The organism is Actinacidiphila sp. bgisy145, assembly GCF_057708125.1.
In genome coordinates, this window is record NZ_JBYIRL010000026.1 from 100452 (window position 1) to 124254 (window position 23803).

The following is a 23803-nucleotide window of genomic DNA, read 5'->3' on the forward strand; positions in this document are numbered from 1 at the left end:
GCAGCGCGATTTCACGTCCGCGGATGTGGTTATCACGTGCGGATATCACCAGGGGGGCGCCGGCGACAAGAGGGCGTCAGGCGGGTGGTTCGGGTGTTCGAGGCCCCCGTGGGGGCGCCCGTACGCGGCTATTGACACCCGTCACAGGGGGATCATAGTCTCCACGCCACAGAATGGCCGTTAGTTTTCACATCCACGGTGATCGTCTTCACGCGTCAGATGGTGTGGAAGGAGGACGTGCCGGTGACCGCACTGCGGCCGTACGCCCTGCGGTGCGAGCACCGCACCACTCCCCTCGGCATCGACGACGGCGCCCCGCGGCTGTCCTGGCGCCTCGCGTCGGACCTGCGCGGCGACGCCCCGGCCGCCTACCGGGTGGTGGTCGCCGAACAGCCCCTGGACGACGAGCGGGACGGCGAGCAGCCGGGCCCGGCGGGCGCCCCGCAATGGGACAGCGGCCGGGTCGAGGACGCGGGCGCGGTCGGCGCGGTGTACGCGGGCGGGATGCTGCGGGCGCGGACCCGCTACCACTGGCGCGTGCAGGTGTGGGCGGCGGCGGGCGGGCCGCCGGCGGCCGCGTCCTCCTGGTTCGAGACGGGCATGGCGATGCGCCCGCCCGGCGGCGCGCCCGGGTCGGGCCCGCCGCAGTGGCGCGCCTCCTGGATCACCCACGACCCGAACCCGGTCGACGTCATGGACGCGCCCACCGAGGGCGAACTCGCGCTGGACGACTACGGGTTGTCGCCCTGTCCGCTGCTGCGCCGCGCCTTCCCCGGCCCAGCCGGCACCCCGGGCGCCTCCCCGCTCGCCCGCGCCCGCCTGTACGTCACCGCCCGCGGCCTGTACGAGGTGCACCTCAACGGCACCCGGGTCGGCGACGCCCAACTGGACCCCGGCTGGACCGACTACACCCGCCGCGTCCAGTACCGGACCTACGACGTCACGGAGCTGGTCGTCCCCGGCGAGAACGTCCTGGCCGCCACGCTCGCCGACGGCTGGTGGAGCGGCTTCGTCGGCTTCGAGCCGCGCCGGGCCGGCGCGCACTACGGCACCCGCCCGCAGTTCCTCGCCGAACTGCACCTCACCGCCGCCGACGGCACCGTGCGCACCGTGGTCACCGACCGCACATGGCGCACCCGCACCGGCGCGATCCGGTACGCCGACCTGCTCAAGGGCGAGTGCCACGACCTGCGGCGGGCCGCGGACGGCTGGGAGCTGCCGGGCTACGACGCGGGCCGCTGGGCGCCGGCCCTGGTGGTGGACGCCGACCACCGCACCCTGGTCGCCGCCGTCGACGAACCCGTGCGGGCCATGGCGGAGCTGCCGTCGGCCGGCATCACCCGGGTCGGACCGGCCACCCACATCGTGGACTTCGGGCAGAACCTCGCCGGGCGGGTCCGGCTGACCGTCAACCGCCTCGCCGAAGGCGCCCGGTTGGTCGTCCGGCACGCCGAAGTCCTCGACGGGCAGCGCCTGTACACCGCCAACCTGCGCACGGCCGCGGCCACCGACGTCCTGGTCGGCGACGGCCGCGACCGGGTCGAGTTCGAGCCGCGCTTCACCTACCACGGCTTCCGCTACGCCGAGATCAGCGGCCTGCCGGAGCTGTCGGCGACCGACGTGGTGGCCGTCGCCCTGCACAGCGACACCGCCTGGTCGGGCTCCTTCGACTGCTCGGACCCGGAGGTGCGCCGGCTGCACTCCTGCGTCGAGTGGGGACAGCGCTCCAACTTCGTGAGCGTGCCCACCGACTGCCCGCAGCGCGACGAGCGGCTGGGCTGGACCGCCGACGCGCAGGTCTTCCTGCCCACGGCGGCGCTCAACGCGGATGTCGCGGCCTTCTTCACCAAGTGGCTGGACGACGTCGCCGACGCCCGCACCCCCGACGGCGGGTTCCCCAACGTGGCGCCGCGGCTGGCCGGCGTCGCCGACGAGGGCGCGCCCGGCTGGGCCGACGCCGGCGTCATCGTGCCCTGGCACCTGTACCGGACGTACGGCGACCGGCGGTTCCTGAGCCGGGCGCTGGACGCGATGCGGGCCTGGGTCGCCCTCGTCCACCGGCACAACCCCGACCTGGTGTGGCGCAACCGGGTGGGCCCGCACTTCGCGGACTGGCTCGCGCCCGGCACGCCGACCCCGCGCGAGGTCGTCGCCACCGCGTACTTCGCGCGCAGCGCCCACCTCACCGCGCTGGCCGCGCAGGAGCTGGGCCGGCACGACGTCGCCGCCGAGCACCACGGGCTGGCCGCCGCCGTACGGGCCGCGTTCACCGCCCGCTTCGTCACCACGGAACCGCACGGCGGCGGTGACGGCGGCATCGCCCACGACAGCGACGGCGGCGGCCCGCGGCAGGTGCGGATCGCGGGCGACACCCAGACCGGCTACCTGCTGGCACTCGCCTTCGGCCTGCTGCCCGCGCGCCTCGCGGCCCCCGCCGCCCGCCGGCTCGCCGAACTCGTCGAGGCGGCCGGGCCCGCCCTGCACACCGGCTTCCTCGGGGTGGCGCTCGCCGCGCCCGTCCTCGACGCGTACGGCCGCGCCGACCTCGCCCACGCGCTGCTGCGCCGCACCGACGTCCCGTCCTGGCGCTATCCGCTGCGGCACGGCGCCACCACCATCTGGGAGCGCTGGGACGGCTGGACCCCCGAGGCGGGCTTCCGGGCACCGGCGATGAACTCCTTCAACCACTACGCGCTCGGCTCCGTCGGGGAGTGGCTCTACCGCGGTGTTGCGGGCCTGGACCAGCACCCGGACTCCGTGGCGTACCGGCGGCTGCTGGTCCGGCCCCGCCCGGGCGCCTTCGACCACGCCGGCGCCCGGTACGAGTCCGCGCGCGGCACCGTCGACGTGCGGTGGCGGCGCGAGGGCGGCCGGATCAGCCTGCGCGTGCAGGTGCCGCCGGGCGCCACCGCCGACGTGTACGTGCCCACCACCGATCCGGACTCGGTCCGCGAGAGCGCCGATCCGTCCCGCACGCCGGGCCGCCGCCCGGAACCCGTACCCGTACCCGCACCCGGGCCCGGGTCCGCGCCGGCCCCGCCACCCGCACCCGGACCCAGCCCCGCACCCGGCCCCTCCCCCGTCCCCGGTCACGTCCACCGCCACGTCGCCTCCGGCACCTACCACTTCACCGCCGTGTACCGCCCGGCGGCGGCACTCCCGCCCGCCGGCCACCCTGAGGAGGACACAGCATGAGCACGGGTTCCCGCAGCCTGCCCGGCCAGGGCGCAGTCAGCCGCCGAGGACTGCTGCGGACCGGTGGCGGTGTCGCGGCCGCGGCCGCGCTGTCCCCGGTCCTCGCGGCCTGCTCCGGTTCGGGCGGGTCGGGCGGCAAGGTGCGGGTCGTCGGGGTGGCCGACGAGCAGCAGCCGGTCACCGAGCTGATCGCCGCCTACCGCAAGAGCCGCCCGGGTGTCTCCTTCAGCACCTCCTTCGCGCCCACCGACCAGGTGCAGACGGTGGTCCGCACCCAGCTCGCCGGCGGCAACGCCCCCGACGTGCACGTGCTCTACCCCGGCAGCGGCAGCGCGATGTCCATGGTGGAGCTGGCCAAGGCGGGGCTGCTGGCGGACCTGGACGACCAGGCGTGGACGAAGACCATCCCGAAGAACTTCGACGCCGCCTACCGCAGGGACGGCCACACGTACCTGTACTCGGCGGGCAGCAGCGTCATCGGCGCCATCTACAACAAGCAGGCGTTCGCCGACGCCGGGGTGGAGCCGCCCGGCACCTGGTCCGAACTGCTGGACGTGTGCGGCAAGTTGAAGGCCAAGGGCACGATCCCGATCGCCCTCGGCGCGCAGACGCCCTGGGTCACCCAGCTCATCACCTACGCGCTGGTGCCCAACGCCGTGTACGCCAAGGACCCGCACTTCGACGACGAGATGGCCGCGGGGAAGGCGACGTTCGCCGGCTCGGGCTGGGCCGACGCGATGGGCCGCTACCTGGAGCTGCAGAAGCGCGGCTTCTTCAACGACCACCCCGACGGCACCACGTACGAGCAGCAGACCTCGATGGTGGCAACCGGCAAGGCGGCCATGGCCGTTCAGGTCACCTCGGTGCTCGCCAACTTCCGGCAGGCCGCGAAGTCCCCCGACGACCTGGGCATGTTCCCCTTCCCCGGCGGCGACGACGCGTCGAAGCTGTGGATACCGGCGGGCATCGTCGTCGGGCTCGGGGTCTCCGCGCGGGCGAGGAACGCCGCCAAGGCCAAGCAGTTCGTCGCGTTCCTCGGCGAGCAGAAGAACCTCAACGCCTGGGCGTCGGCGGTGTCCGCCATCCCCTTCTCGCGGGACGCGACCACCAAGCTCGACCCGGTGCTGTCGCCGTTCCTGCCGATCATCGACGCGGGGCGCGCCGTGCCGTTCATGGACCAGCGCTGGCCCAACGCCGAGGTGCAGCCCGCCCACTTCGCCGCCGTGCAGGACCTGCTCGCCGGCCGCACCGACGTCAAGGGCGCGCTGGCGCAGATGGACAAGGCGTACAGGAAGGCGTCGTGAAGCGGGCGGCCGCCGTGAAGCCCGCCGTCCGGCTGCGCCGGCGCGACCCCACGGTGCCGCCGTGGGTCTTCGTGCTGCCCGCGCTGGCGGTGTACGCGCTCGTGGTGCTCTACCCGAGCGTGGCGGGCGTGGTCTACGCGTTCACCGACTGGTCGGGCATCGGGTCGTTCTCCTTCGTCGGCCTGGCCAACTTCCACACCCTGCTGCACGACGACCGGGCCGTGCAGTCGATCGGCAACACGCTGCTGCTCACCGTGGCGATCGTGGTGGTGCAGAACCTCGTCGGGCTGCTGCTGGCGCTCGGTGTCAACGCCAACATCCGCTCCAGGACGCTGCTGCGGGTGGTCTTCTTCGCGCCCGCCGTGGTCAGCCCGGTGATGGTGGCGTTCCTGTGGAAGTACGTCTACAACCCCGACAGCGGCGCCGGGCTCAACGGCGTGCTCGGCGCGGTCGGGCTCGGCGGCCTGCGGCAGGACTGGCTGGGCGACCCGTCGCTGACGCTGTGGTCGGTGGCGGCGATGGTGGTCTGGCAGTACGCCGGCTACTCGATGGTGATCTTCCTGGCCGGGCTCCAGGACGTGCCGCCCGAGCTCCAGGAGGCGGCGCGGATCGACGGCGCCGGGACCTGGCAGCGGTTCCGCTACGTCACCTGGCCGCTGCTGGCGCCCGCGCTGACGGTGAACCTGATGCTGTCGACCATCGGCGGCCTCAAGCTCTTCGACCAGGTGTACGCCGCGACCGACGGCGGTCCCGGCACGTCGAGCGAGACGCTGTCCACGGTGCTGTACAAGGAGGCGTTCGTGTACGGGAAGTTCGGCTACAGCACGGCAGTGGCGCTGGTGCTCGCGCTGTTCGTGGCCGCGGTCTCCCTGGTCCAGCTGCACTACCTGCGGGCCCGGGAGGTCGCCGCGTGACCGCCGCGACGGCCGGACCGGTCGGCGCGGACGCCGGCGGCGCCGGGCGCCCGGTGGCCGCGCCCGGCCGCCGCCGCCGGCGGCCGGGCTACGGGCGCTACCTGCTGGAGCTGGCGATGGTCGCGGCCGCCGTCGCGTTCCTCTTCCCGGTGTACGCCCTGGTGACGCTGGCGCTGAAGAACCCGCAGCAGATCGCCGACTCGCCGCTGTCGCCGCCGACATCGCCCACGTTCGGCAACTTCGGCGACGCCTGGTCGTCGGCGTCGCTCGGCTCGGCGCTGGTCAACAGCGCGGTCATCACCGCGGCGAGCCTGGTGCTGCTGGTCGTCGTCGGCTCCACCGGCGCCTACTACCTCGCGCGGTGCGCGAGCGGCCTCGGCTACGGGCTGTACGTGCTGTTCCTGCTCGGGATCGTGCTGCCCTTCCAGCTCGGCATGATCCCGCTGTACAAGCTGGTCGACGACCTCGGCTGGCTCGGCACCTACCAGGGCATGATCCTCTTCTACACCGGCATCCAGATGCCGTTCACCGTCTTCCTCTACACCGGCTTCATCCGGGCGCTGCCCCGGGACTACGCGCAGGCCGCGCTGATCGACGGCTGCGACCACCGGCAGGCGTTCACCCGGGTCGTCTTCCCGCTGCTGCGGCCGGTCACCGGCACCGTGATCATCCTCAACGCGGTCTTCGTCTGGAACGACTTCTTCACCCCGCTGCTGTACCTGGGCGGTTCGGGCAAGCAGACCGTGCCGGTGGCGGTCTTCTCCTTCGTCGGGCAGTACGTCTCCGACTACGGCCTGGTCTTCGCCGGACTGGTCCTCGCCGCGCTGCCGGTGCTCGTGGTCTTCCTGCTGCTCCAACGCTACGTGATCAAGGGGTTCGCCGGTGGCCTCAAGGGCTGACGGCCCGGCCGCGGTCCCCGCGGAGATCGCCGCGATCATGGCCGACCCGCCGCGCGCCTTCTCGCCGGCTGCGCTGTGGTGGTGGAGCGGGGAGCGGCTGGAGCGGGCCCGGCTGCGGGCGCAGCTCCAACGCTTCGCCGAGGGCGGGGTGTTCCACCTCGTCATCCTCAACCTGGCACCGTCCGGACCGCTGTTCGGGTCCGACGCCGACGACCCGCCCTTCATGTCGGCCGCCTGGTGGGAACTGCTGGACGGGCTGTGCGAGGACGCCGCCGCCCTGGGCGTCTTCCTGTGGTTCTACGACCAGTTGGGCTTCTCCGGCGCCGACCTCCAGGCCCGGCTGGTCGACGAGCGGCCGGGCTACGGCGGGCGCGCGCTGGAACGCGTCCGGGCCGACGTGGACGGCACCGGTGTGCTGCGCTGCCCCGCGCACGGGCAGCCCGTCGCCGGCCACGCCGTACCGCTGTCCGCCGCCGGCCGCCCGGCCGGTCCCGCGGTGCACCTCCCCGTCGACGGCCGGGCGGTGCGGCCGCCGGGCCCGGGGCGCTGGCGGCTGACGCTCCACCACCATGTGGCGCGCGGCTTCGACTACCTCGGCGCGCAGGCGTGCGCGGCGCTCCTGGACCGGGTGCACGGCGCGTTCGAGCGGCACCTCGGCGACCGGCTCGGCAGCGTGGTCGTCGGCTCCTTCCAGGACGAACTGCCGTCCCTGCCCACCTGGTCGGCGGAGTTCGCCGAGGAGTTCGCGCGGCGGCGCGGTTACGACCTGCGGCCGCATCTGCCCGCCCTGTACGACGACGGCGGCACCCCTCGTACGAGCGCCGATCCCGCCGGCACCGATCCCGCCGGCACCGGCCCGGGCGTCGCCCAGGTGCGGCACGACTACCAGCTCACCCGGGCGGAGCTGGCCGAGGCCGCGTTCTTCCGCCCGCTCGCCGCCTGGCACGAACGGCACGGGCTGCTCGTCGGCTGCGACCAGCAGGACCCGGCCCGCGCCGGCCACCCCGTCGGCGGCGTCCAGCTCTACGCCGACTACGCCCGCACCCACCGCTGGTTCTCCGCGCCGGGCAGCGACCACCACGGCGACGCCCGCGTGCACTCCTCGCTCGCCCACCTCTACGGCCGCCGCCGCACCTGGATCGAGGCGTTCCACTCCACCGGGTGGGGCGGCACCCTGGAGGAGACCTACGACTGGCTGCTGCCGTGGCTGCGCGCCGGCGCGACGCTGTACAACCCGCACGCGGTGTACAGCACCACCAAGGGCGGCTGGTGGGAGTGGGCGCCGCCGGGCACCGACTGGCGCCAGCCGTACTGGCGCCACTACCGGGTCTTCGCCGCCGCCGTCACCCGGCTGTGCGCGGTGCTCGGCCTGGGCCGCCACCTGTGCGACACCGCGGTGCTCGCGCCCACCACCACCGCGCAGGCCGGCACCGCGCTGGACGGCGTCTCGGCGGCAGCGGCCCGCGCCCAGGAGACGTATCTCGAACTCGTCGGCGACATGGCCTGGTTCCGCACCCGGCCCGGCGTGCTCGACCGGCTCGGCCGCGACGCCGACGTGATCGACGACGACTCCCTGGCGCGGGCGGAGGTACACGGCGGCGCGCCCGCGGACGGATCGTCGGCCGGTTCGGGCGGCGGATCGGGGGACGGGCCGCGGCTGTGCGTCGCCGAGGAGCGCTACGCGACGGTCCTGCTGCCCGCGTGCACCGTCCTCACCGCGGACACCGCCCGCCGGCTGGCGCAGTTCGCGACCGCCGGCGGCCGGGTCGTCGCGGTGGGCGCGCTGCCCGAGGAGGCGGTCGGCGCGGGCGGCGCCGCGGCCCTCGGCGCGCTGCGGGCGTGCTTCGCCGACGGGCGGGCCGCCTTCGTCGCCTCGCCCGGCCGGCTGACGGACGCCACCGCCGGTCCGCGGCCGCGCGTCGAGGCGACGGTGCCCGCGCTCGTCCGGCAGGCCGCCGGCACCACGGTCGTGTTCCTGACGGCGGCCTCCCCCCGCGCGACCCGCGCCCGTGTCGCCGCCCCCGACGCGCGCGGCGCCGCCCTCGGCTGGCTCGACGCCCGCTACGACTTCGACCCGGCCCGCTACGCCCCCACCGCCCGCGTGCGCGTACGCACCGGGCCCGCGCCCGGCCCCGCCCTCCTCCTCGACCCGTTCGGCGCCGCCCCCCGCACCCTGACCCCCACCCCCGCCCCGGACTCCCCCGGACACCACGACATCGAGGTCCCCTTCGACGCCGGCCCCGCCGCGCTCCTGCTCCTCCTCCCGCCGACCGCCGGAACGGACCCGGTGGGCGGCCCCGCGCGGTACAGCATCCCCGCCGCCCCCGTCCACGTGACCACGCTGCCTCCCGGCACCGCGTGGGAGTCGGTGCTGGTGCCGACCGCCGACAACTCCTGGGGCGACTTCGACCGTCCGGCAAGCAATCGGCCCGAACAGCCCGGGCTGGTCCGCACCGAGGTGCACGCGTTCCGGCACCGGGTGGAGGCGGCCGGGGAGGACGGCGTACGGGACGGATGGGCCGAGGCAGGCAGCGGCGCGGTGCCGGACGCGGTGGGCGTGCACGCCACGTTCGGGCCGCACGCGGTGCTGCGGGGCGCGGCCGGGGAGTCGGTGCGGGTGCTGGAGTGGTCGCAGACGCGCGGCATCCGGAAGGACCCGGTGCACCGGGCGGTGCTCGGCCCGAAGGGCCACGTGCCGGAGGAGTTCGTGCACGTCGGTCCGACGCCCGCGGGCACGACCCGGCGGGTGGCCGCGGACCTGCTGCTTCCGGCGCCGTTCGAGGGGCACCTCGCGGTCGGCGCCGCCGCGGCGAAGGCGGTGCGGCTGGCCGGGCGGCCGGTCGAGTTGGCGGACGGCGGCCATCTCGCCCTCGGCCGGGTGCGGTTGGCGCCCGGCCGTATCCCGCTGGAGCTGTACCTGACGCCGGATCAGGACACGGACCTGCGGGTGCACATGGCGCTGGTCCGGGACGCGGCACGCTACCGCCGCCCGGAGTGGATCACCGCGACTCCCCCGCCTGATGAGGCTGTTGAAGGAGCCGTGCGCGTGGGAACCTCCGTGACGTTGGCGCGGCGGCCCGCGCGCGCCGTGGTGCAGGTCGCCGCCCTCGGCCGGTGCGTGCTGCGGGTCAACGGCGAAGTGGTCGGCCGCCAGGGCGGGTTCGACCCGTACGTGGAGCACGCGGTGCCGCGGGTGCGGCGGCACGAGGTGGCCGCGGCGCTGCGGGCGGGCCGCAACGAGATCGTGGTGGAGGGCGCGGGCGGCGACGGCCTGGCGGTGCTGGTGGACGCGCGCTGCCACGACGCCGCCGGAGCCGTGGCCGCGGCCTTCCACAGCGACGGCCGCTGGTGGGCGGAGCGCGGCGGCGTACGGGTGCCGCCGGTGGTGCGGCGCGCGCCCGAGGGCGACCCGGCGGCCCTCCACCTGTGGCGGCGGCCGCACCCGCTGCCGGGCGCGGCCTGGCTGGACCCGGACGCCGACGACGGCACCGTGCTGCCCGCGGGGTTCGCGGTGCCGGGGCGGGCCCGGCCCCGGGTGGAGTGGCTGTGGTGCGAACTGCCGCCCGGCGCCGTACGGGTGGCGGTCGACGTGTACGGCGGCGGCACGCTGTTCGTCGACGGCGAGGAGCGCGGCCGTACGCCCGGCGCCCGCGGACGGCAGACGTTGTCCGCGTGCCTGGCCGCCGGAGCGGACCTGCCGGGTGTGCGCCGGGCCGCGCTGCGGCTGGTCCCGGAGCCGGGGTGCGAGGGCGGCGCCGCCCTGGCCGGGCCGCTGCGCTGCGAGGTAGGCCCGGGCCGGATCGCGGTCGGCGACTGGGAGGACCGCGGCCTGGCCGGGTACAGCGGCGGGGTCCGCTACCGGCGCGTCCTCCACGTGCCGGCCGCGGCCGGGCGGGTGCGTCTGGACCTCGGCCGGGTCCGCGGCACCGCGGAGGTGGCGGTCGGCGGTGTCCCGGCGGGGGTGCGGATCTGCGGCCCGTACGTCTTCGACCTGACCGGGCTGGTGGCGCCGGGCCCGAACACGGTGGACGTCACGGTGTTCGGCACCCTCGCGCCCTGGCTGGACGCCACCAGCCCCACGCACTTCGTCTTCCCCGGCCAGCGCGTCTCGGGCCTGCTCGGCCCGGTCCGGCTGCTCACCGACGCCCCGCCGCCCGCCGCCGGTGGCGGCAGCCGCGGCGCCTGACCCGTCCCGGCGCGTGCCGCGCCCACCGTACGGGGCGACACCTCGCCGACCGCACGCCAGGGCCGTGGCGTGCGGCTCAGGGGCGGCTGGACTGCGGGCCCCGCCAGCGGTCCCGGGCGCAGCCGACCCTGAACAGGTAGTCGGCGTAGCCCTGTTCGTAGTGGGCGACGGCGGCGGGGTCGGGGTCGACCACGGCCTCGGGCGCGGTCCAGGCGGCCGTGTCCACCGCCCGTCCGATCGCGGCGCCGTGGGCGGCCAGGCCGGCCAGCACCGCGCCGCGCGCGCCGGGCTCGGGGCCGCGCGCGACCCGCAGCGGGCGGCCCAGCACATCGGCGAAGAGCCGCAGCCACCCGGAGTTGCGGGCGCCGCCGCCGCAGACCGCCAACTGCCCGGTGAGCCCCGCCGCTTCGAGGCAGTGCCGGGCGGCGAACGCGATCGCCTCGCACATCGCGCGGACCACGTCCGCGGAGGTGGACCGCAGGTCGAGCCCGGTGAACTCCGCGCGCGCGGCCGGGTCGACGAAGGGCGCGCGCTCGCCCGACGGCGACAGGTAGGGCAGCGCGGCCACGCCGCGGGCCCCGGGCGGGGAGGCGTCGAGCAGGTCGGAGAGCTGGTCGTGGGTCGTGCCGGTCAGCCCGAGCACCCACTCCAGCGCCGCGGTCCCGGTCATCGCCGGCAGCGCCCGCAGGTGGCGGTCGGGGCGGGCCGTGGCGAGGTGGAAGCCCACCGGGTCGCCGTCGAGGTCGACGTCCGCCACGACCACCTGGCAGGCGAGCGTGGTGCCCACGATGAGCAGCCCGTCACCGGGTTCGGTGACCCCGGCGCCCGTCGCGCAGGCCGGCAGGTCGTAGGGGCCGCCGGTGACGGGGGTGCCGTCCGGCAGGCCCGCGGTGCCCGCCCGGGCCTGCCCGTACGGCAGGGTGGCGGCGATCGGCGGCAGCAGCCCGGCGCGGTGGGCGACGCCGAGCGCGGCGAGCGCGTCGGGGGCGTAGGTGCGGGTGCGCGGGTCGAGGAAGGGCACCGACGCGTCGGACAGGTCGGTGCCGCGTTCGCCGGTCAGCCGCAGGTGGATGACGTCCTTGCAGCAGGCGGCGGTGGCCGCCGCGTCCAGGGCGTGCGGTTCGTGGCGGTCCAGCCAGGCGAGCAGCGGCCCGGGCGAGCCGGGGAAGAGCACGTTGCCCGTGCGGTGGTAGAGCCGGTCGGCGGTGCCGTCGGCCATCCACTCGGCGACGAGGCCGCCGGCCCGCCCGTCCATCCACGACATCGCCGGGCGCACCGCCCGGCCCCGGTCGTCCACCAGCCACAGGCCGTCGCCCTGGCCGGTGACGGCGACCAGCGCGGGCCGCTGCCCGCCCGTGACCGCGCCGATCACGGCGGTCGCGGCGCGCGCGACCTCCTCGACGTCCTGCTCGACGGCCTCGCCGTGCCCGCCGAGCGCGATCGGCACCGACTCCACGCGCAGGGTCGTGCCGTCCTCGGCGAAGGCCGCCGCCTTCGCGACGGATGTCCCCATGTCCACTCCGACGAACACCGTGCGTTCCTTCCCTCGGCTGGAAGACCTTCGGCTGAACCACGTGCACAGGGCGCGAACGCCGCTTGCAGGTGAGGCGGGAGGTACGGCGGGAGCAGGCGGCGCGCCTACGCCACGCGGTGGGCCAGCGGCTCGCCGCGCAGGAAGCGGCCGACCTCCGCCGCGGCGATCCGGGCGGCGTTGTGGGCGACGGAGGTGTTCGCGCCGGCCAGGTGCGGGGTCATGACCAGGCGCGGGGCGGTGCGCAGCCGGGAGTGCGGCGGCGGGGGCTCGACCGCGAAGACGTCGAGCGCGGCGGCGGCGAGGTGCCCGGTCTCCAGGCCGTCGCACAGGGCGTCCTCGTCCAGCAGCGCGCCGCGGGCGCAGTTGACGACGACCGCGCCGTCCGGCAGCAGCGCCAGCTCGCGGGCCCCGAGCATCCCGCGGGTCCGCGGTGTCAGCCGCGCGTGCAGGGACACCACGTCGGACTCGCGCAGCAACGCGTCGAGGTCGGCGACGGGTTCGCCGGCCGCGCGCAGCACCTGCTCGTCGGCGTACGGGTCGTACACCCGCACCCTGGCGCCGAACGCGGTCAGGGCGCGGGCCACCCTGCTGCCGACCGCGCCGCAGCCGATCAGCCCGACCCGGGCGCCGTCCAGGCCCGGGCCGCAGTTGTCGTAGGTGTAGAACTCGCCGGCCCAGCGGCCGGCGGCCAGCGCCGCGGACGTCTCGGGGACGCGGCGCATCGCGGCGAGCATCATGCCGACGGTGTACTCGGCGGTGGCGGCGGCGTTGCGGCCGGGGGTGTTGCAGACCTGGACGCCGTGCTCCCTGGCGGCCTCCAGGTTGACGTTGACCGGGCCGCCGCGGCCGACGACCACCAGCCGCAGGTCGGGGGCGCCGTCCAGGACCCTGCGGGTCACCGGGCCCATCTGGGTGACGCACACCTCCGCCCCGCCCAGTGCGGCGATCATGGTGTCCTCGTCGCCGGACGCCTCGTCGATCTCGGCGACCGGGCCGAACGGGGTGAGCGGCCACGGCAGCCGCAGGTGCTCGACGCTGTGGCCGGCGCCGATCTCGGACGCCAGTTCCCGGGCGAACAGGTCGGGTGCGACGAAGTGGTCGCCCGCTGCGAGGATTCTCATGGCCGAGGTCTCCTTCATCGGTCGGTCGCGTGCTCGGGCCGGGGCGCTCTCATGTCCCGGTCGGAGCGGTCTCGTAGGGGACGCCGCTCTCGTCGAGGGAGCGCAGGACGTCGGGCGGGGTGCGGTCGTCGACGACGACGAGGTCGAAGGTGCTCAGCGGGGCCAGCCGGTGCAGCGCGGTGCGCCCCAGCTTGGAGTGGTCGATCATCAGGACGCTGCGGTCGGCGGCGCCGAGCATCGCCCGCTTGACCGCCACGATGCGCTGTTCCTGGTGGTAGGCGTAGGAGCCGTAGACCGACGAGGTGGACACGAAGCACAGGTCGACGCGGAGCGCCTCGACGGCCTCGACGCAGGGCACGCCGAGGAAGGAGTCGTGCAGCCGGTCGTAGTCGCCGCCCAGCGCCATCAGGTGCAGCCCGCGCTCGTCGGAGAGCAGGTTGAGCGCTTCGAGGAAGTTGGTGACCACGGTGAGCGGTTCCATGCCGGGCAGCAGCCGGGCCAGTTCCAGGGCGGTGGTGGAGTCGTCGATCATCACGGACATGCCGGGTTCGATCAGGGTGGCCGCCTTCGCGGCGACGGCCTCCTTCTCGGCGCGCATGGTCTTCTTGCGGAACGCCACGTTGCTCTCGAACACGCCGGAGGGCTGGACGGTGACGCCGCCGCGGAACTTGCGCAGGATGCCCTCGCGTTCCAGCTCGTCGATGTCGCGGTAGATCGTCATCAGGCTGACCCCGAACCGCTCGGCCAGGTCGGACGCGGAGACCGAGCCCTCGGCCAGCACGTGGTCCGACAGCTCGCGGCGGCGCTGCGACGGCCCCCGGCGGTTCTTGTCCTGTGGCATCCCTGCGGTTCCCGTTCCGATCCGGCGACCGACGACGGCGGTCCGCCGCGGTCGGTGCGCGCGGCGGCCTGCCCATAACAGTCTGCACTGTGGATATAACATTCAATACTGAGGTAGCGTTCGGCAGTGTTCACCACACGCGGCGGCCCGGTCAAGGCGTCGGGCGGCCCGCGCCTCCGCCTCTGGGCAGGTGGGAGGCCGGATATCGGCGCTCGCGGGCCCGTTTGGACCGGCACCGGCCCGGCTGTGGTCGCGGTGTGAAAAGCCTCCCCGCGCCACCGGGCGGCGAACGGACGGCGAGCGGACGACGAACGAGAGGACCCGAGCCCGTGACGGACACGCCCGGCCAGGACCTGTGGGTGGGGATCGACCTCGGGACGCAGGGCGTACGCGCCCTGGTGGTCACGGGCGGCGGCCAGGTGCTCGGCCGCGGCTCCGCGCCGCTGACCGGCCACCGCGACGGCCACCGGCACGAGCAGCGCCCCTCCGACTGGTGGCAGGGCGTCACCTCCGCGGTGGCCGGGGCGCTGCGTACGGTGGCGCCCGCGCGGGTGCGCGGCCTGGCGGTCTGCGCCACCTCCGGGACGGTCCTGCTCACCGACCCGCACGGCGAGCCGCTGACCCCGGCGCTGATGTACGACGACGGGCGGGCGTCGGCCGAGGCGCGTTTCGCGCAGGAGACCGGCGCCGAGGTGTGGGACGCGCTCGGCTACCGCATCCAGCCGAGTTGGGGGCTGGCGAAGCTGCTGTGGCTGGCCGGGCACCAAGACCGCGGCGGCGCGGCCGCCTTGCGCGGGGCCCGGGTCTGCCACCAGGCGGACTTCGTCACCAGCCGGCTGGTCGGGCACCCGGTGGCGGCCGATTCCAGCCACGCCCTGAAGACCGGCTACGACCTGCGCCGCCGGGAGTGGCCGCACGCCCTGCACGAACAACTGGGCCTGGCCGAGCTGGAGTTCCCGCCGGTGGTGGCGCCCGGCAGTGTGCTCGGCACCGTGTGCGCGCAGGCCGCCGCCGCCACGGGCCTGGCCGAGGGCACCCCGGTCGTGGCGGGCATGACGGACGGCTGCGCGGCCCAACTCGGCTCCGGCGCCTGGGACGTCGGGCAGTGGAACAGCGTGCTCGGCACCACGCTGGTGCTCAAGGGCGTCACCGCGCAGCCGCTCACCGACCCGGCCGGGGTGCTCTACAACCACCGTGCCGCGGACGGCAACTGGCTGCCCGGCGGGGCCTCCAGCGTCGGCGCGGGCGCGCTGGCCCGGGCGTTCCCCGGCGCCGACCTGGCCCGGCTGGACCGGGCGGCCGCCGCCCACGAACCGGCGAGCGTGCTGTCCTACCCGCTCGTCTCGCGCGGCGAGCGCTTCCCCTTCCTCGCACCCGACGCCGAGCCCTTCACCCTGGGCACCCCGTCCGGCGACGCCGACCTGCACGCCTCGCTGCTCCAGGGCGTGGCGTACGTGGAGCGGCTGTGCCTGGCGTACGTGCGGCAGCTCGGCGCGCGGATCGAGGGGCCGGTCGCCTTCACCGGGGGCGCCACCGGCAGCGCCTACTGGAACCAGTTGCGGGCCGACGTGCTGGGCCGCCAGGCCGCGGTGCCCGAACACGCCGACTCCGCGCTGGGGATGGCGGTGCTGGCCGCCCACGGCGCCGGGCCGGACGGCGCGTCGGGGTCGGCGGGCGCGTCGGGGCCGGACGGCTGGTCGCGGCTGCGGCCGATGGTGAAGGTGCGGACGGTCCTCGATCCGCGGCCCGAGGCGAGCCGGCGGTTCGACGAGCCGTTCCGGGCGCTGCTGGACGCATGGGAGCGCCGCGGCTGGCTCCCCGCGCAGACGGCCGCCTACGCACGGGAGCACGGATGACCGCCGCCCCTCCGCCCGCGGACCCCGAGGCCCCCGCGGCCACGCTCTTCCTGGTCCGGCACGGCGAGACCGTCTGGCACGAGGAGAACCGCTACACCGGCGTCAGCGACATCGCGCTGACCGCGCGCGGGCTGGACCAGGCCGAAGCGCTCGGCGCCTGGGCCGGCGGCGCCGGGCTCGACGCCATCGTCACCTCCCCGCTGTCCCGGGCCCGGCGCACGGCCGAACCCGCGGCGCGCGCCACCGGGCTCGTCCCCGCCGTCGAACCCGGCCTGGCCGAGGCCGACTTCGGGATCGCCGAGGGCCGCACCATGGCCGAACTGCGCGCCGCGCACCCCGAGGCGGCCGCCGCCTTCACCGCCGACCCGGCCGCGCACCCGTTCCCCGGCAGCGAGGACCCGCTCGCCGCCGCGGCCCGCGGCGCGGCGGCGCTGCGCCGGGTCGCGGCCGCCCACGGGGGCCGACGCGTGCTCGTCGTCGCCCACAACACCCTGTTCCGGCTGGTCCTGTGCCAGTTGCTCGGCATCCCCGCGCAGCACTACCGCCGGGTCTTCCCCGCACTGCGCAACTGCGCCACCACCGAACTGCGGCTGTCCGCCACGACGGCGTCGCTCCTGACGCTCAACGTCCCCACCTGGCATCCATAAGGGCATCCGGTTGCGCGCCTTCGAGCGCGGGCGAGAGGGTGTGGGGGTGACTGAACCGGGGGGCCGGAACGAGGAGTTGACGCGCGCCTTCATGGCCGCGGAGGGCACCCGCCAGATCCTGGCGGTGCTGGTGCCGGTACGGATCGCGGCGGACCCGCCCTGGCCGAAGGGCCCGCTGCCGGTGGCCCACCCCGACGCGGCGGCCGAAGAGGCCGCGCGCCGCGGCCTGTTCACCGCTTCCGCCGGACGCGCGCTGTACGACCGGCGCTGGCACACCCGGCCGGACCCCGCCCCGCGGCAGGGGCCGATGCGGCTGGACGGGATGGAGCTGCTGCGCACCCCGACCAGCCGCTCGCCCCGACAGGGCCTGGCCGTCCTGCACTTCACGGTCGCCGGGGCGCCGCTGCTGCCGCTGCTGCGGGCCGTCAGCCGGCGCCGGCAGCCCATCGACCCGGACCCGCTGTCGGGCCCGTTCGCGCCCGCGGCGCTGCTCGCGGGCGCCGCCGACACCGCGACGCCGGCGGGGCCGTTCGCCCTCTCCCGCCCGTACACCGTCGCGTTCCTCACGCCCCCGGACCACCTGACCCGGGTGATGCGCGCCGGCGACACCGCCGATGTGCCGCTCGACGCCGACCTGCTGCTGCGCGCGCTGGCGTCGCGGGGCAGCCCGTCGGACCTGCCGCCGGCCCCGGAGGCGCTGGCCCGGATACGGTCGCAGGTGAGCCGGATCTCGGCGGACTGGAGCGCGCTGGTGCTCCGCCAGGGCGCCGCGTTCCTCGGGCACCGCCGCGACACCGGCCCCGGTGACTTCTACGACCGCGCCCTCGCCAACGCGCGCGGCACCTACCTCGACGCGCTACTGCTGGGCACCGCGCAGCGCGACCACATCGACGAGCTGACCGACGACCTGTCCTCGGTCTTCGGCGCCACCGGTCTGGCCCGCCGCTCCGCCGACCTCGAACGCCGGATCGCGGTCTTCCGCAGCACCTACTGGCGCCAGCACCTCAGCGCCCACGGCCCGGCCAACAACCTGCTGCTGGACTTCCACGCCCGGCACCAGCTGCCCGCCCGCTTCGAGCAGATCCTCACCGAGGCGGCCGACTACGCGCGGCTGGCGCAGAACCAGGAGAGCCAGCAGATCGCCGGCGCCCTGGGGGTGCTGACCATCCTCGGCCTGCCCCTCTCCACGGCCCTGTCCGTCCTCCAGGTGCTCGGCGACACCAGCGCCACCGACCTCACGATCGCCCTGGCCGCCTCCCTGGCGGCCACCGCCGCCGCCCTCACCACCCGCTACGGCCGCCTGGTCCTGTCCTCCCTGCGCGGCGGCCCCCGCTGAGAGGGCCCGCGGACCAGGCGGGCGTAGGTCGGGCGGCGGGTCAGTTGTGGGCGTGCAGGGCCGCGTTGAGGCCGCCCCAGGAGCCGGTGCGCTGGAGGACCTCGACCTTGCCGGTGGTGGAGTTGCGGCGGAAGAGGAGGTTGTCGGCGCCGGACAGCTCGACCGCCTTGACGATCTCGCCGTCGGGGAGGGTGACCCGGGTGCCGGCGGTGACGTAGAGGCCCGCCTCCACCACGCAGTCGTCGCCCAGCGCGATGCCGAGCCCGGACTCCGCGCCGAGCAGGCAGCGCTCGCCGACCGAGACGCGCTGGGTGCCGCCGCCGGACAGGGTGCCCATGATCGACGCGCCGCCGCCGATGTCGGAGCCGTCGCCGATCACGACGCCCTGCGAGATGCGGCCCTCGACCATGGAGGTGCCCAGCGTCCCGGCGTTGAAGTTGCAGAAGCCCTCGTGCATGACGGTGGTGCCCGAAGCGAGGTGCGCGCCGAGCCGGACCCGCCCGGCGTCCGCGATGCGCACGCCCGCGGGCGCCACGTAGTCGGTCATCCGCGGGAACTTGTCCACGCCGAACACCGACAGGTGCGTGCCCTCCGCGCGCGCCGCGAGCCGGGTCTGCTCCAGGTGCGCCACCGGCACCGGCCCGAGCGAGGTCCAGGCGACGTTGGCGAGCAGCCCGAAGACGCCCTCGAGGTTCAGCTCGTTCGGCCGGACCAGGCAGTGGCTGAGCAGGTGCAGCCGGAGGTAGACGTCATGGGTGTCCAGCGGCTTGTCGTCGAGCGAGCCGATCACCGTACGGACCGCGACGACCCGCACGCCCCGGCGCGGGTCGGGGCCCAGGGCCTTCGGCGCGGCCGCGCCCAGCAGCTCGGCGGCGCGCTCCTCGCTCAGGTGCTCGGTGCCCGAGGGCCCGGGCTGCCCGGCCAGTTCCGGAGCGGGGTACCAGGTGTCAAGGACGGTGCCGTCGTCGGCGACGGTGGCGAGGCCGGCGGCCGCGGCACCAGGGCGGATGTCAGTCATGCCCCTCAAGCTAGCCGGTCCCCGCGGGGCGGGGCGAACCCGCTCGCGGCGACGGGCCGACCGGTTCGGGAACCGGCCGGCCGCGGGGGGTGGAACCCATAACGTTTCAGGTCCGCCTCCCCGTCCTCCCATCAGGCCCGGCCCGGGCGCAAGGGCGCGGACGCGCGCCGGCCGCACCGGCCCACGCCGAAGCCGACCGGAAGCCGACCGTGAACAGCCGTTCTGCCCGTATACGACCGGTACCTTCGCCGCGCCCCGGCCGAAAACCGGTCCCCGCACGACGGTTGCCGCACCGGTGAGCCGTGGATAGCGTGTCCACCGGTCAGAGCTGAAACATTTCAATCCCCGCTGCGCCGAAGCCGGTTGCCGAGCGTGTCCGAGACCGCCGGCGCCACGCCGGCGCTTCGACAAGGAGCGAGCCATGTCGCACAGCACGGAACCGGGCCCAGGGCCGAAGCGGCGGAATGTCCTTCGCGCGGGCGCCGCCTCGGTGGTCGCCGCAGCGGCGCTGCGCGGGATACCGGCCCAGGCCGCGGCGCCCGCCCCGGCCGCCGCGCCGGCTCCCGAGGGCACCGCGCCCCTCGCGGCGGCATCCGGCGCGCGCCCCGCCCCGAGCGGGCGGTGGGACGCCTTCAACCTCTCCCCCGCCGGCCGCACCCTCATCCCCGTCGCCGTGTACGCCACCACCGGCAGCGTCAGCGGCGCCGGCGGCCTGCTGCGCAAGCGCGGTGCCGCCGCCCGGCTGCGCGGCGCGGGCGCGTCGGTCACCCTCGACTTCGGCAAGGAGGTCGGCGGCTACGTCACCCTCGCCGTGGGCGCCGGCACCGACGCCGGCCAGCAACTCGGCCTGACCTACAGCGAGTTGTCGACGTACGTCAGCACCGCGTCGAGCGACGGCTCCAACGGCGGTAGCAACGACGAGCCCCCGGTGGTCTATCCGGCCGCGCCGTCCGGCCGGATCAGCACCGCGACCGACATGCCCGTCGCCGGCACCGACGCGACCGACCCGACGAGCCAGCTGCGCGGCGGCTTCCGCTACCTGACGGTCGTCAACCAGTCCGGCGGCACCGTCGAACTCACCGGCGTCCAGGTGGAGATCACCTTCGCGCCCAATACGGCGGACCTGCGCGCCTACCCCAACTACTTCTCCTGCGACGACGACCTGCTGACCCGCGTCTGGTACGCGGGCGCCTACACGGTGCAGACCAACATCGTGGCCAACGACCAGGGCCGGGTCTGGGGACCGCCCGCCGTCGGCTGGAACAACGGCGCGCGGATCGGCGAGGCCGGGCAGACCGTGCTCGTGGACGGCGCCAAGCGCGACCGCACCGTGTGGCCCGGCGACCTCGGCATCTCGGTGCTCACCGACTACGTCTCCCTCGGCGACATGCGCACGGTCCGCGACTCCCTCCAGACGCTCTACAACCACCAGGCCGACAGCGGCGCCCTCCCCTACGCGGGCCCGGCCGTCGACTTCATCGGCAACTCCGACGCCTACCACCTGTGGACGCTGATCGGCACCGCCGCCTACCTCCAGTACACCGGTGACACCGCGTGGACCACCGGGATCTACCCCCGGTACAAGGCCGCGCTGGACTACATCACCGGCAAGATCGACAGCGACGGGCTGCTGGACGTCACGGCCGCCGCCGACTGGGCGCGCACCGACTCCGACGGCAAGAACATCGAGGCCAACGCCATCATGTACCGGGCGCTGGCCACCGCCGGTCCGCTGGCCCGCGCCGCGGGCGACACCGCGACCGCCGAGGACAGCGCCGCCCGCGCCGCCGCGCTCAAGTCCGCGGTGGAGGCGGCCGGTTACTGGGACAGCGGCGCCGGTCTCTACCGCGACAAGCCGGGCTCCGCCCTCCACCCGCAGGACGGGAACGCGCTGGCGGTGTGGTTCGGCCTGGTGCCGGACGCGGACCGGGCGGCCGCGGTGAGCACCGCGCTCGGCGCGCGCTGGACGCCGGTCGGGGCGCTCAGCCCGGAGAAGAGCGCCGAGGCGGTCCACCCGTTCCCCGGCGGCATGGAGGTGCACGCGCACTTCGCGGCGGGTCGCGCCGCCACCGCGCTGGACCTGATCCGCCGCGAGTGGGGCTACATGCTCGACGCGCCCCAGGGCACGGCCAGTACGTTCTGGGAGGGCTACCGCACCGACGGCAGCTCGGACTACTCCGGCTCCTACATGAGCGCCGCGCACGGCTGGTCCACCGGCCCGACCTCGGCGCTGACGTTCTGGCTGCTGGGCATCGCACCCGCCGCGGACGGCTCGGCCGCCGGCTACCGGATCGCCCCGCACCCGGGCGGACTCGGCCGCGCGGAAGGGCAGTTGACCACCCCTGCCGGGGTGATCGCGGTGTCCTGGCACGACCGCGGCCACGGCACGTTCGACCTCACCGTCTCCGCCCCGCGCCGCGCGGTCGCGGAGGTCGCCGTCCCCGTACCGGCCACCGGCGGGTACACCGTCAGGGTCGACGGCGCCACCGCGTGGGCCGACGGCCGGGCGTACGCCCACGCCGCCCGGGCGGAGGACGGCCGGGTCGTCCTCATCGGGCTGCCCGCCGGCACCCGCGAGATCACCGTCCGCCCCGCCTGACCTCCTGCCGCGGCGCGCCCGTCACGGCGCGCCTTGCGGTCGGACGAAGTCGCGGGTCAGCGCGATCATCGCCCGGGCGGCGCCGCTGGGCGCCCGGTCGGTGGGGACGGCCAGCGACAGCGGCCAGCGCAGGTCCACCCCGGTGACGGTGAGCCGCGCCAGGCCCTCGGCGCGGCCGAGCACGAACCGCGGCAGGAAGGCGATGCCCAGGCCCTGGCGGACGTACGCCGCGCCGGTCGCGATGTCGGGGATCTCGATGGCGACCGTGCGCGGCACCGCGGCGGCGGTGAAGGCGGCGTCGGTGACGCTGCGGGTGCCGAAGCCGAGCGGCGAGTCGATGAAGTCAAGGCCGGCCAGTTCGGTGACGGCCACGCTGCCGCGGCCGGCCAGCGGGTGGTCGGCCGGCACCACCAGGTCCAGCACCGAGGAGGCCAGCCCGGTCAGTTCCACGTCGGCCGGGCGCGCGCCCGGCAGCGCCACGAAGGCCAGGTCGAGACGCCGCTCCCGCAGGGCGTCGACCAGCCCCCTCGACCCGGAGGTGGCGGCGCTGATCTGCAACAGCACCCCGGGGTGCCGGCGGTGGTACTCACCCAGCAGCGTCGGGAGGTCGATGAGCTCCACCGAGGTCATGGTGCCCAGCCGCAGGGTGCCGCGCAGCCCGCCGTGCACCTCGGCCACCGCGTCGGCGGCGTCGCGGGCGGAGTCCAGCACCACCCGGGCCCGGGGCAGCAGGGCCGCCCCGGCGTCGGTGAGCAGCACCCGCTTGGAGTTGCGGTCCAAAAGCTGCGCGCCCAGCTCGCGCTCCAGCGTTTTGATCGACGCCGAGACCGCGGACTGCACCACGTGCAGGCGCGCCGCCGCCCGCGTGTAGTTGCCCTCCTCGACGACCGCCACGAAGTACTCCAGCTGCCGCAGATCCATGGGCGCAACCATCTCTTCATTTGATCGTCGGTGTCAATAACTTTCGTTTGACGTGATGATCGGTGCGGACGGAATCTGGGGGTGCTTCCTTCCCCATCCAGAACGGACGCGCCGCCATGACCTCGCCGCTCCTCGGACTCACCCCGCGCACCGCCCTCGCGCCCGCCGACCCCGTCCTCCCGGCGGCCACCCACCGCCGCCGCCACGGCTCCGGGTTCTGGCTGATCGCGTTCGCGTTCCTCACCGGGATGGCGTTCTCCGCCCTGCCCACCCCGCTCTACCCCCTGTACGCGGCCCGCGACGGGTTCTCGACCTTCACGGTGACGGTCGTCTACGGCACGTTCGCCGTGGGCGTCGTGATCAGCCTGGTGCTGGCCGGGCACCTCTCGGACCGGGTCGGCCGCAAGAAGATCCTGCTGCCCGCGCTGGGCCTGGAGACCGCGGCCGCGCTGCTGTTCCTGTCCGGCTCGTCGCTGCCGCTGCTGCTGGCCGGGCGGCTGGTCACCGGGCTCGGTGTCGGCATGCTCACCGCCACGGCCACCGCGCACCTGCACGACCTGCACACCGCGCACCGCCCGGGCGCGTCGGGCCAGCGCTTCGAACTGGTCTCGACGGCCGCCAACATCGGCGGTCTCGGGGTCGGCCCGCTGGTGGGCGGCATCCTGGCGCAGTACGTGGGCGCGCCGCTGCGGGTGCCCTTCCTGGTCTTCGCCGTCCTCCTCGCGCTCAGCGCGGTCGGCGTCGCCCTCACCCCGGAGACCGTCGAGGCACAGCCGGTCCGTCCCGCCTACCGGCCGCAGCGGATCAGCGCCGACCACGGCGACCGGCCCTCCTACATCGCCGCGGCCGCCGCCGGGTTCGCCTCCTTCGCGGTCTTCGGCCTGTTCACCTCCATCGCGGCGAGCTTCGTCGCGGGCACGCTGCACCACCCCTCCCGGCTGCTGGCCGGGGCGATCGTGTTCGCCGTGTTCGGTGCCGCGGCCGTCGCGCAGACCCTCGCCGGTCCGCTGAGCACCGCCGCCAAGCGCCGCCTCGGCCTGGCCGCCGAGGCCATCGGCCTGGTGGTGCTGCTGACCGGGATGCGCACCGCGAGCCTGCCGGGCTTCCTGGCCGGCGGCATCCTGTCCGGCATCGGCGCCGGTGTGCTCTTCAAGGCCGCGGTCGGGGCCGTCGCCGCCGCGGCCGCACCCGCCGAGCGCAGCGAGGCCCTGGCCGGGCTGTTCCTCATCTCCTACGTCGGGCTCAGCGTGCCCGCCCTCGGCGTCGGTGTCGCGACCCTCGACGTCAGCACCACCACGGCGATGACCTGGTTCACCGCGGTCCTGCTGCTCATGCTCGCCGCGGTGGCGCTGCTCGGCCGCCGCGCCGCGACCGGCGCCCCCGCCCGGCGGTGACACACCCCCCCGCGGGCGGGCCTTCCGGCACCGCCCGC

Annotated in this window: 15 protein-coding genes; 10 read left to right on the forward strand and 5 right to left on the reverse strand. The window is 75.6% G+C overall.

Features of this window, described 5'->3' with window-relative positions; all coding sequences use genetic code 11:
* Nucleotides 1-198 precede the first annotated feature (198 nt).
* From AC3ERT_RS23310 to AC3ERT_RS23330, 5 genes are read left to right on the forward strand one after another with little or no spacing between them, the layout of a single operon-like run.
* Nucleotides 199-3195, forward strand: a complete 2997-nt coding sequence (locus tag AC3ERT_RS23310) for an alpha-L-rhamnosidase (protein ID WP_435176564.1) — start codon at nucleotides 199-201, stop codon at nucleotides 3193-3195.
* Nucleotides 3192-4499, forward strand: coding sequence for an ABC transporter substrate-binding protein (locus AC3ERT_RS23315; protein WP_335973379.1), 1308 nt, complete (start codon nucleotides 3192-3194; stop codon nucleotides 4497-4499). Before AC3ERT_RS23310 ends, AC3ERT_RS23315 begins: the two co-directional genes overlap by 4 nt.
* Nucleotides 4496-5413 (forward strand): carbohydrate ABC transporter permease, encoded by a 918-nt coding sequence (locus AC3ERT_RS23320; protein ID WP_435176566.1) that lies wholly within the window; start codon nucleotides 4496-4498, stop codon nucleotides 5411-5413. The genes AC3ERT_RS23315 and AC3ERT_RS23320 overlap by 4 nt, the downstream gene beginning before the upstream one ends.
* Complete coding sequence (locus AC3ERT_RS23325) at nucleotides 5410-6312, forward strand: carbohydrate ABC transporter permease (RefSeq protein ID WP_435129621.1); 903 nt, start codon at nucleotides 5410-5412, stop codon at nucleotides 6310-6312. Before AC3ERT_RS23320 ends, AC3ERT_RS23325 begins: the two co-directional genes overlap by 4 nt.
* Nucleotides 6296-10498, forward strand: a complete 4203-nt coding sequence (locus tag AC3ERT_RS23330; protein ID WP_435176568.1) for a hypothetical protein — start codon at nucleotides 6296-6298, stop codon at nucleotides 10496-10498. The genes AC3ERT_RS23325 and AC3ERT_RS23330 overlap by 17 nt, the downstream gene beginning before the upstream one ends.
* Nucleotides 10499-10574: 76 nt before the next feature.
* Here the strand turns inward: AC3ERT_RS23330 and AC3ERT_RS23335 are convergent, their stop codons facing one another.
* From AC3ERT_RS23335 to AC3ERT_RS23345, 3 genes are all read right to left on the reverse strand, one after another.
* Nucleotides 10575-12029: an FGGY family carbohydrate kinase gene (locus AC3ERT_RS23335; RefSeq protein ID WP_435176570.1), complete on the reverse strand. Its 1455-nt coding sequence runs from the start codon at nucleotides 12027-12029 to the stop codon at nucleotides 10575-10577.
* Between the two features lie 107 nt (nucleotides 12030-12136).
* Nucleotides 12137-13153: a 2-hydroxyacid dehydrogenase gene (locus AC3ERT_RS23340; RefSeq protein WP_435176572.1), complete on the reverse strand. Its 1017-nt coding sequence runs from the start codon at nucleotides 13151-13153 to the stop codon at nucleotides 12137-12139.
* A gap of 49 nt (nucleotides 13154-13202) precedes the next feature.
* Complete coding sequence (locus AC3ERT_RS23345; protein ID WP_435129633.1) at nucleotides 13203-13994, reverse strand: DeoR/GlpR family DNA-binding transcription regulator; 792 nt, start codon at nucleotides 13992-13994, stop codon at nucleotides 13203-13205.
* 329 nt (nucleotides 13995-14323) lie between these two features.
* Here AC3ERT_RS23345 and AC3ERT_RS23350 point away from each other — a divergent pair, with 329 nt between their 5' ends.
* From AC3ERT_RS23350 to AC3ERT_RS23360, 3 genes are read left to right on the forward strand one after another with little or no spacing between them, the layout of a single operon-like run.
* Nucleotides 14324-15850, forward strand: a complete 1527-nt coding sequence (locus AC3ERT_RS23350; protein WP_435176574.1) for an FGGY-family carbohydrate kinase — start codon at nucleotides 14324-14326, stop codon at nucleotides 15848-15850.
* Complete coding sequence (locus AC3ERT_RS23355; protein ID WP_435176576.1) at nucleotides 15847-16497, forward strand: histidine phosphatase family protein; 651 nt, start codon at nucleotides 15847-15849, stop codon at nucleotides 16495-16497. The genes AC3ERT_RS23350 and AC3ERT_RS23355 overlap by 4 nt, the downstream gene beginning before the upstream one ends.
* A 46-nt stretch (nucleotides 16498-16543) precedes the next feature.
* Complete coding sequence (locus tag AC3ERT_RS23360; RefSeq protein WP_435176578.1) at nucleotides 16544-17833, forward strand: hypothetical protein; 1290 nt, start codon at nucleotides 16544-16546, stop codon at nucleotides 17831-17833.
* A 40-nt stretch (nucleotides 17834-17873) separates the two neighbouring features.
* Here the strand turns inward: AC3ERT_RS23360 and dapD are convergent, their stop codons facing one another.
* Nucleotides 17874-18851, reverse strand: coding sequence for a 2,3,4,5-tetrahydropyridine-2,6-dicarboxylate N-succinyltransferase (gene dapD, locus AC3ERT_RS23365; protein WP_335973406.1), 978 nt, complete (start codon nucleotides 18849-18851; stop codon nucleotides 17874-17876).
* Nucleotides 18852-19272: 421 nt separating this feature from the next.
* Between dapD and AC3ERT_RS23370 the strand changes: the two genes are divergently transcribed.
* The gene (locus AC3ERT_RS23370) at nucleotides 19273-21450 is read left to right on the forward strand and encodes an alpha-L-rhamnosidase-related protein (RefSeq protein WP_435176580.1); all 2178 of its coding nucleotides are present in this window, start codon (nucleotides 19273-19275) and stop codon (nucleotides 21448-21450) included.
* 21 nt (nucleotides 21451-21471) lie between these two features.
* On the opposite strand, the gene AC3ERT_RS23375 is transcribed toward AC3ERT_RS23370, so the two are convergent.
* Nucleotides 21472-22371: a LysR family transcriptional regulator gene (locus AC3ERT_RS23375; RefSeq protein ID WP_435129651.1), complete on the reverse strand. Its 900-nt coding sequence runs from the start codon at nucleotides 22369-22371 to the stop codon at nucleotides 21472-21474.
* A 116-nt stretch (nucleotides 22372-22487) separates the two neighbouring features.
* Here AC3ERT_RS23375 and AC3ERT_RS23380 point away from each other — a divergent pair, with 116 nt between their 5' ends.
* Entirely contained in the window at nucleotides 22488-23765 is a 1278-nt protein-coding gene (locus AC3ERT_RS23380) for an MFS transporter (protein ID WP_435176582.1), read from the forward strand.
* Nucleotides 23766-23803 lie beyond the last annotated feature (38 nt).

What these genes read in the sequence shown, in the direction of transcription:
- AC3ERT_RS23315 (WP_335973379.1), top strand. Translation starts at nt 3,192, where the DNA reads ATGAGCACGGGTTCCCGCAGCCTGCCCGGCCAGGGCGCAGTCAGCCGC.
- AC3ERT_RS23340 (WP_435176572.1), bottom strand. Translation starts at nt 13,153, where the DNA reads ATGAGAATCCTCGCAGCGGGCGACCACTTCGTCGCACCCGACCTGTTC.
- AC3ERT_RS23345 (WP_435129633.1), bottom strand. Translation starts at nt 13,994, where the DNA reads ATGCCACAGGACAAGAACCGCCGGGGGCCGTCGCAGCGCCGCCGCGAG.
- AC3ERT_RS23355 (WP_435176576.1), top strand. Translation starts at nt 15,847, where the DNA reads ATGACCGCCGCCCCTCCGCCCGCGGACCCCGAGGCCCCCGCGGCCACG.
- dapD (WP_335973406.1), bottom strand. Translation starts at nt 18,851, where the DNA reads ATGACTGACATCCGCCCTGGTGCCGCGGCCGCCGGCCTCGCCACCGTC.
- AC3ERT_RS23370 (WP_435176580.1), top strand. Translation starts at nt 19,273, where the DNA reads ATGTCGCACAGCACGGAACCGGGCCCAGGGCCGAAGCGGCGGAATGTC.
- AC3ERT_RS23375 (WP_435129651.1), bottom strand. Translation starts at nt 22,371, where the DNA reads ATGGATCTGCGGCAGCTGGAGTACTTCGTGGCGGTCGTCGAGGAGGGC.
- AC3ERT_RS23380 (WP_435176582.1), top strand. Translation starts at nt 22,488, where the DNA reads ATGACCTCGCCGCTCCTCGGACTCACCCCGCGCACCGCCCTCGCGCCC.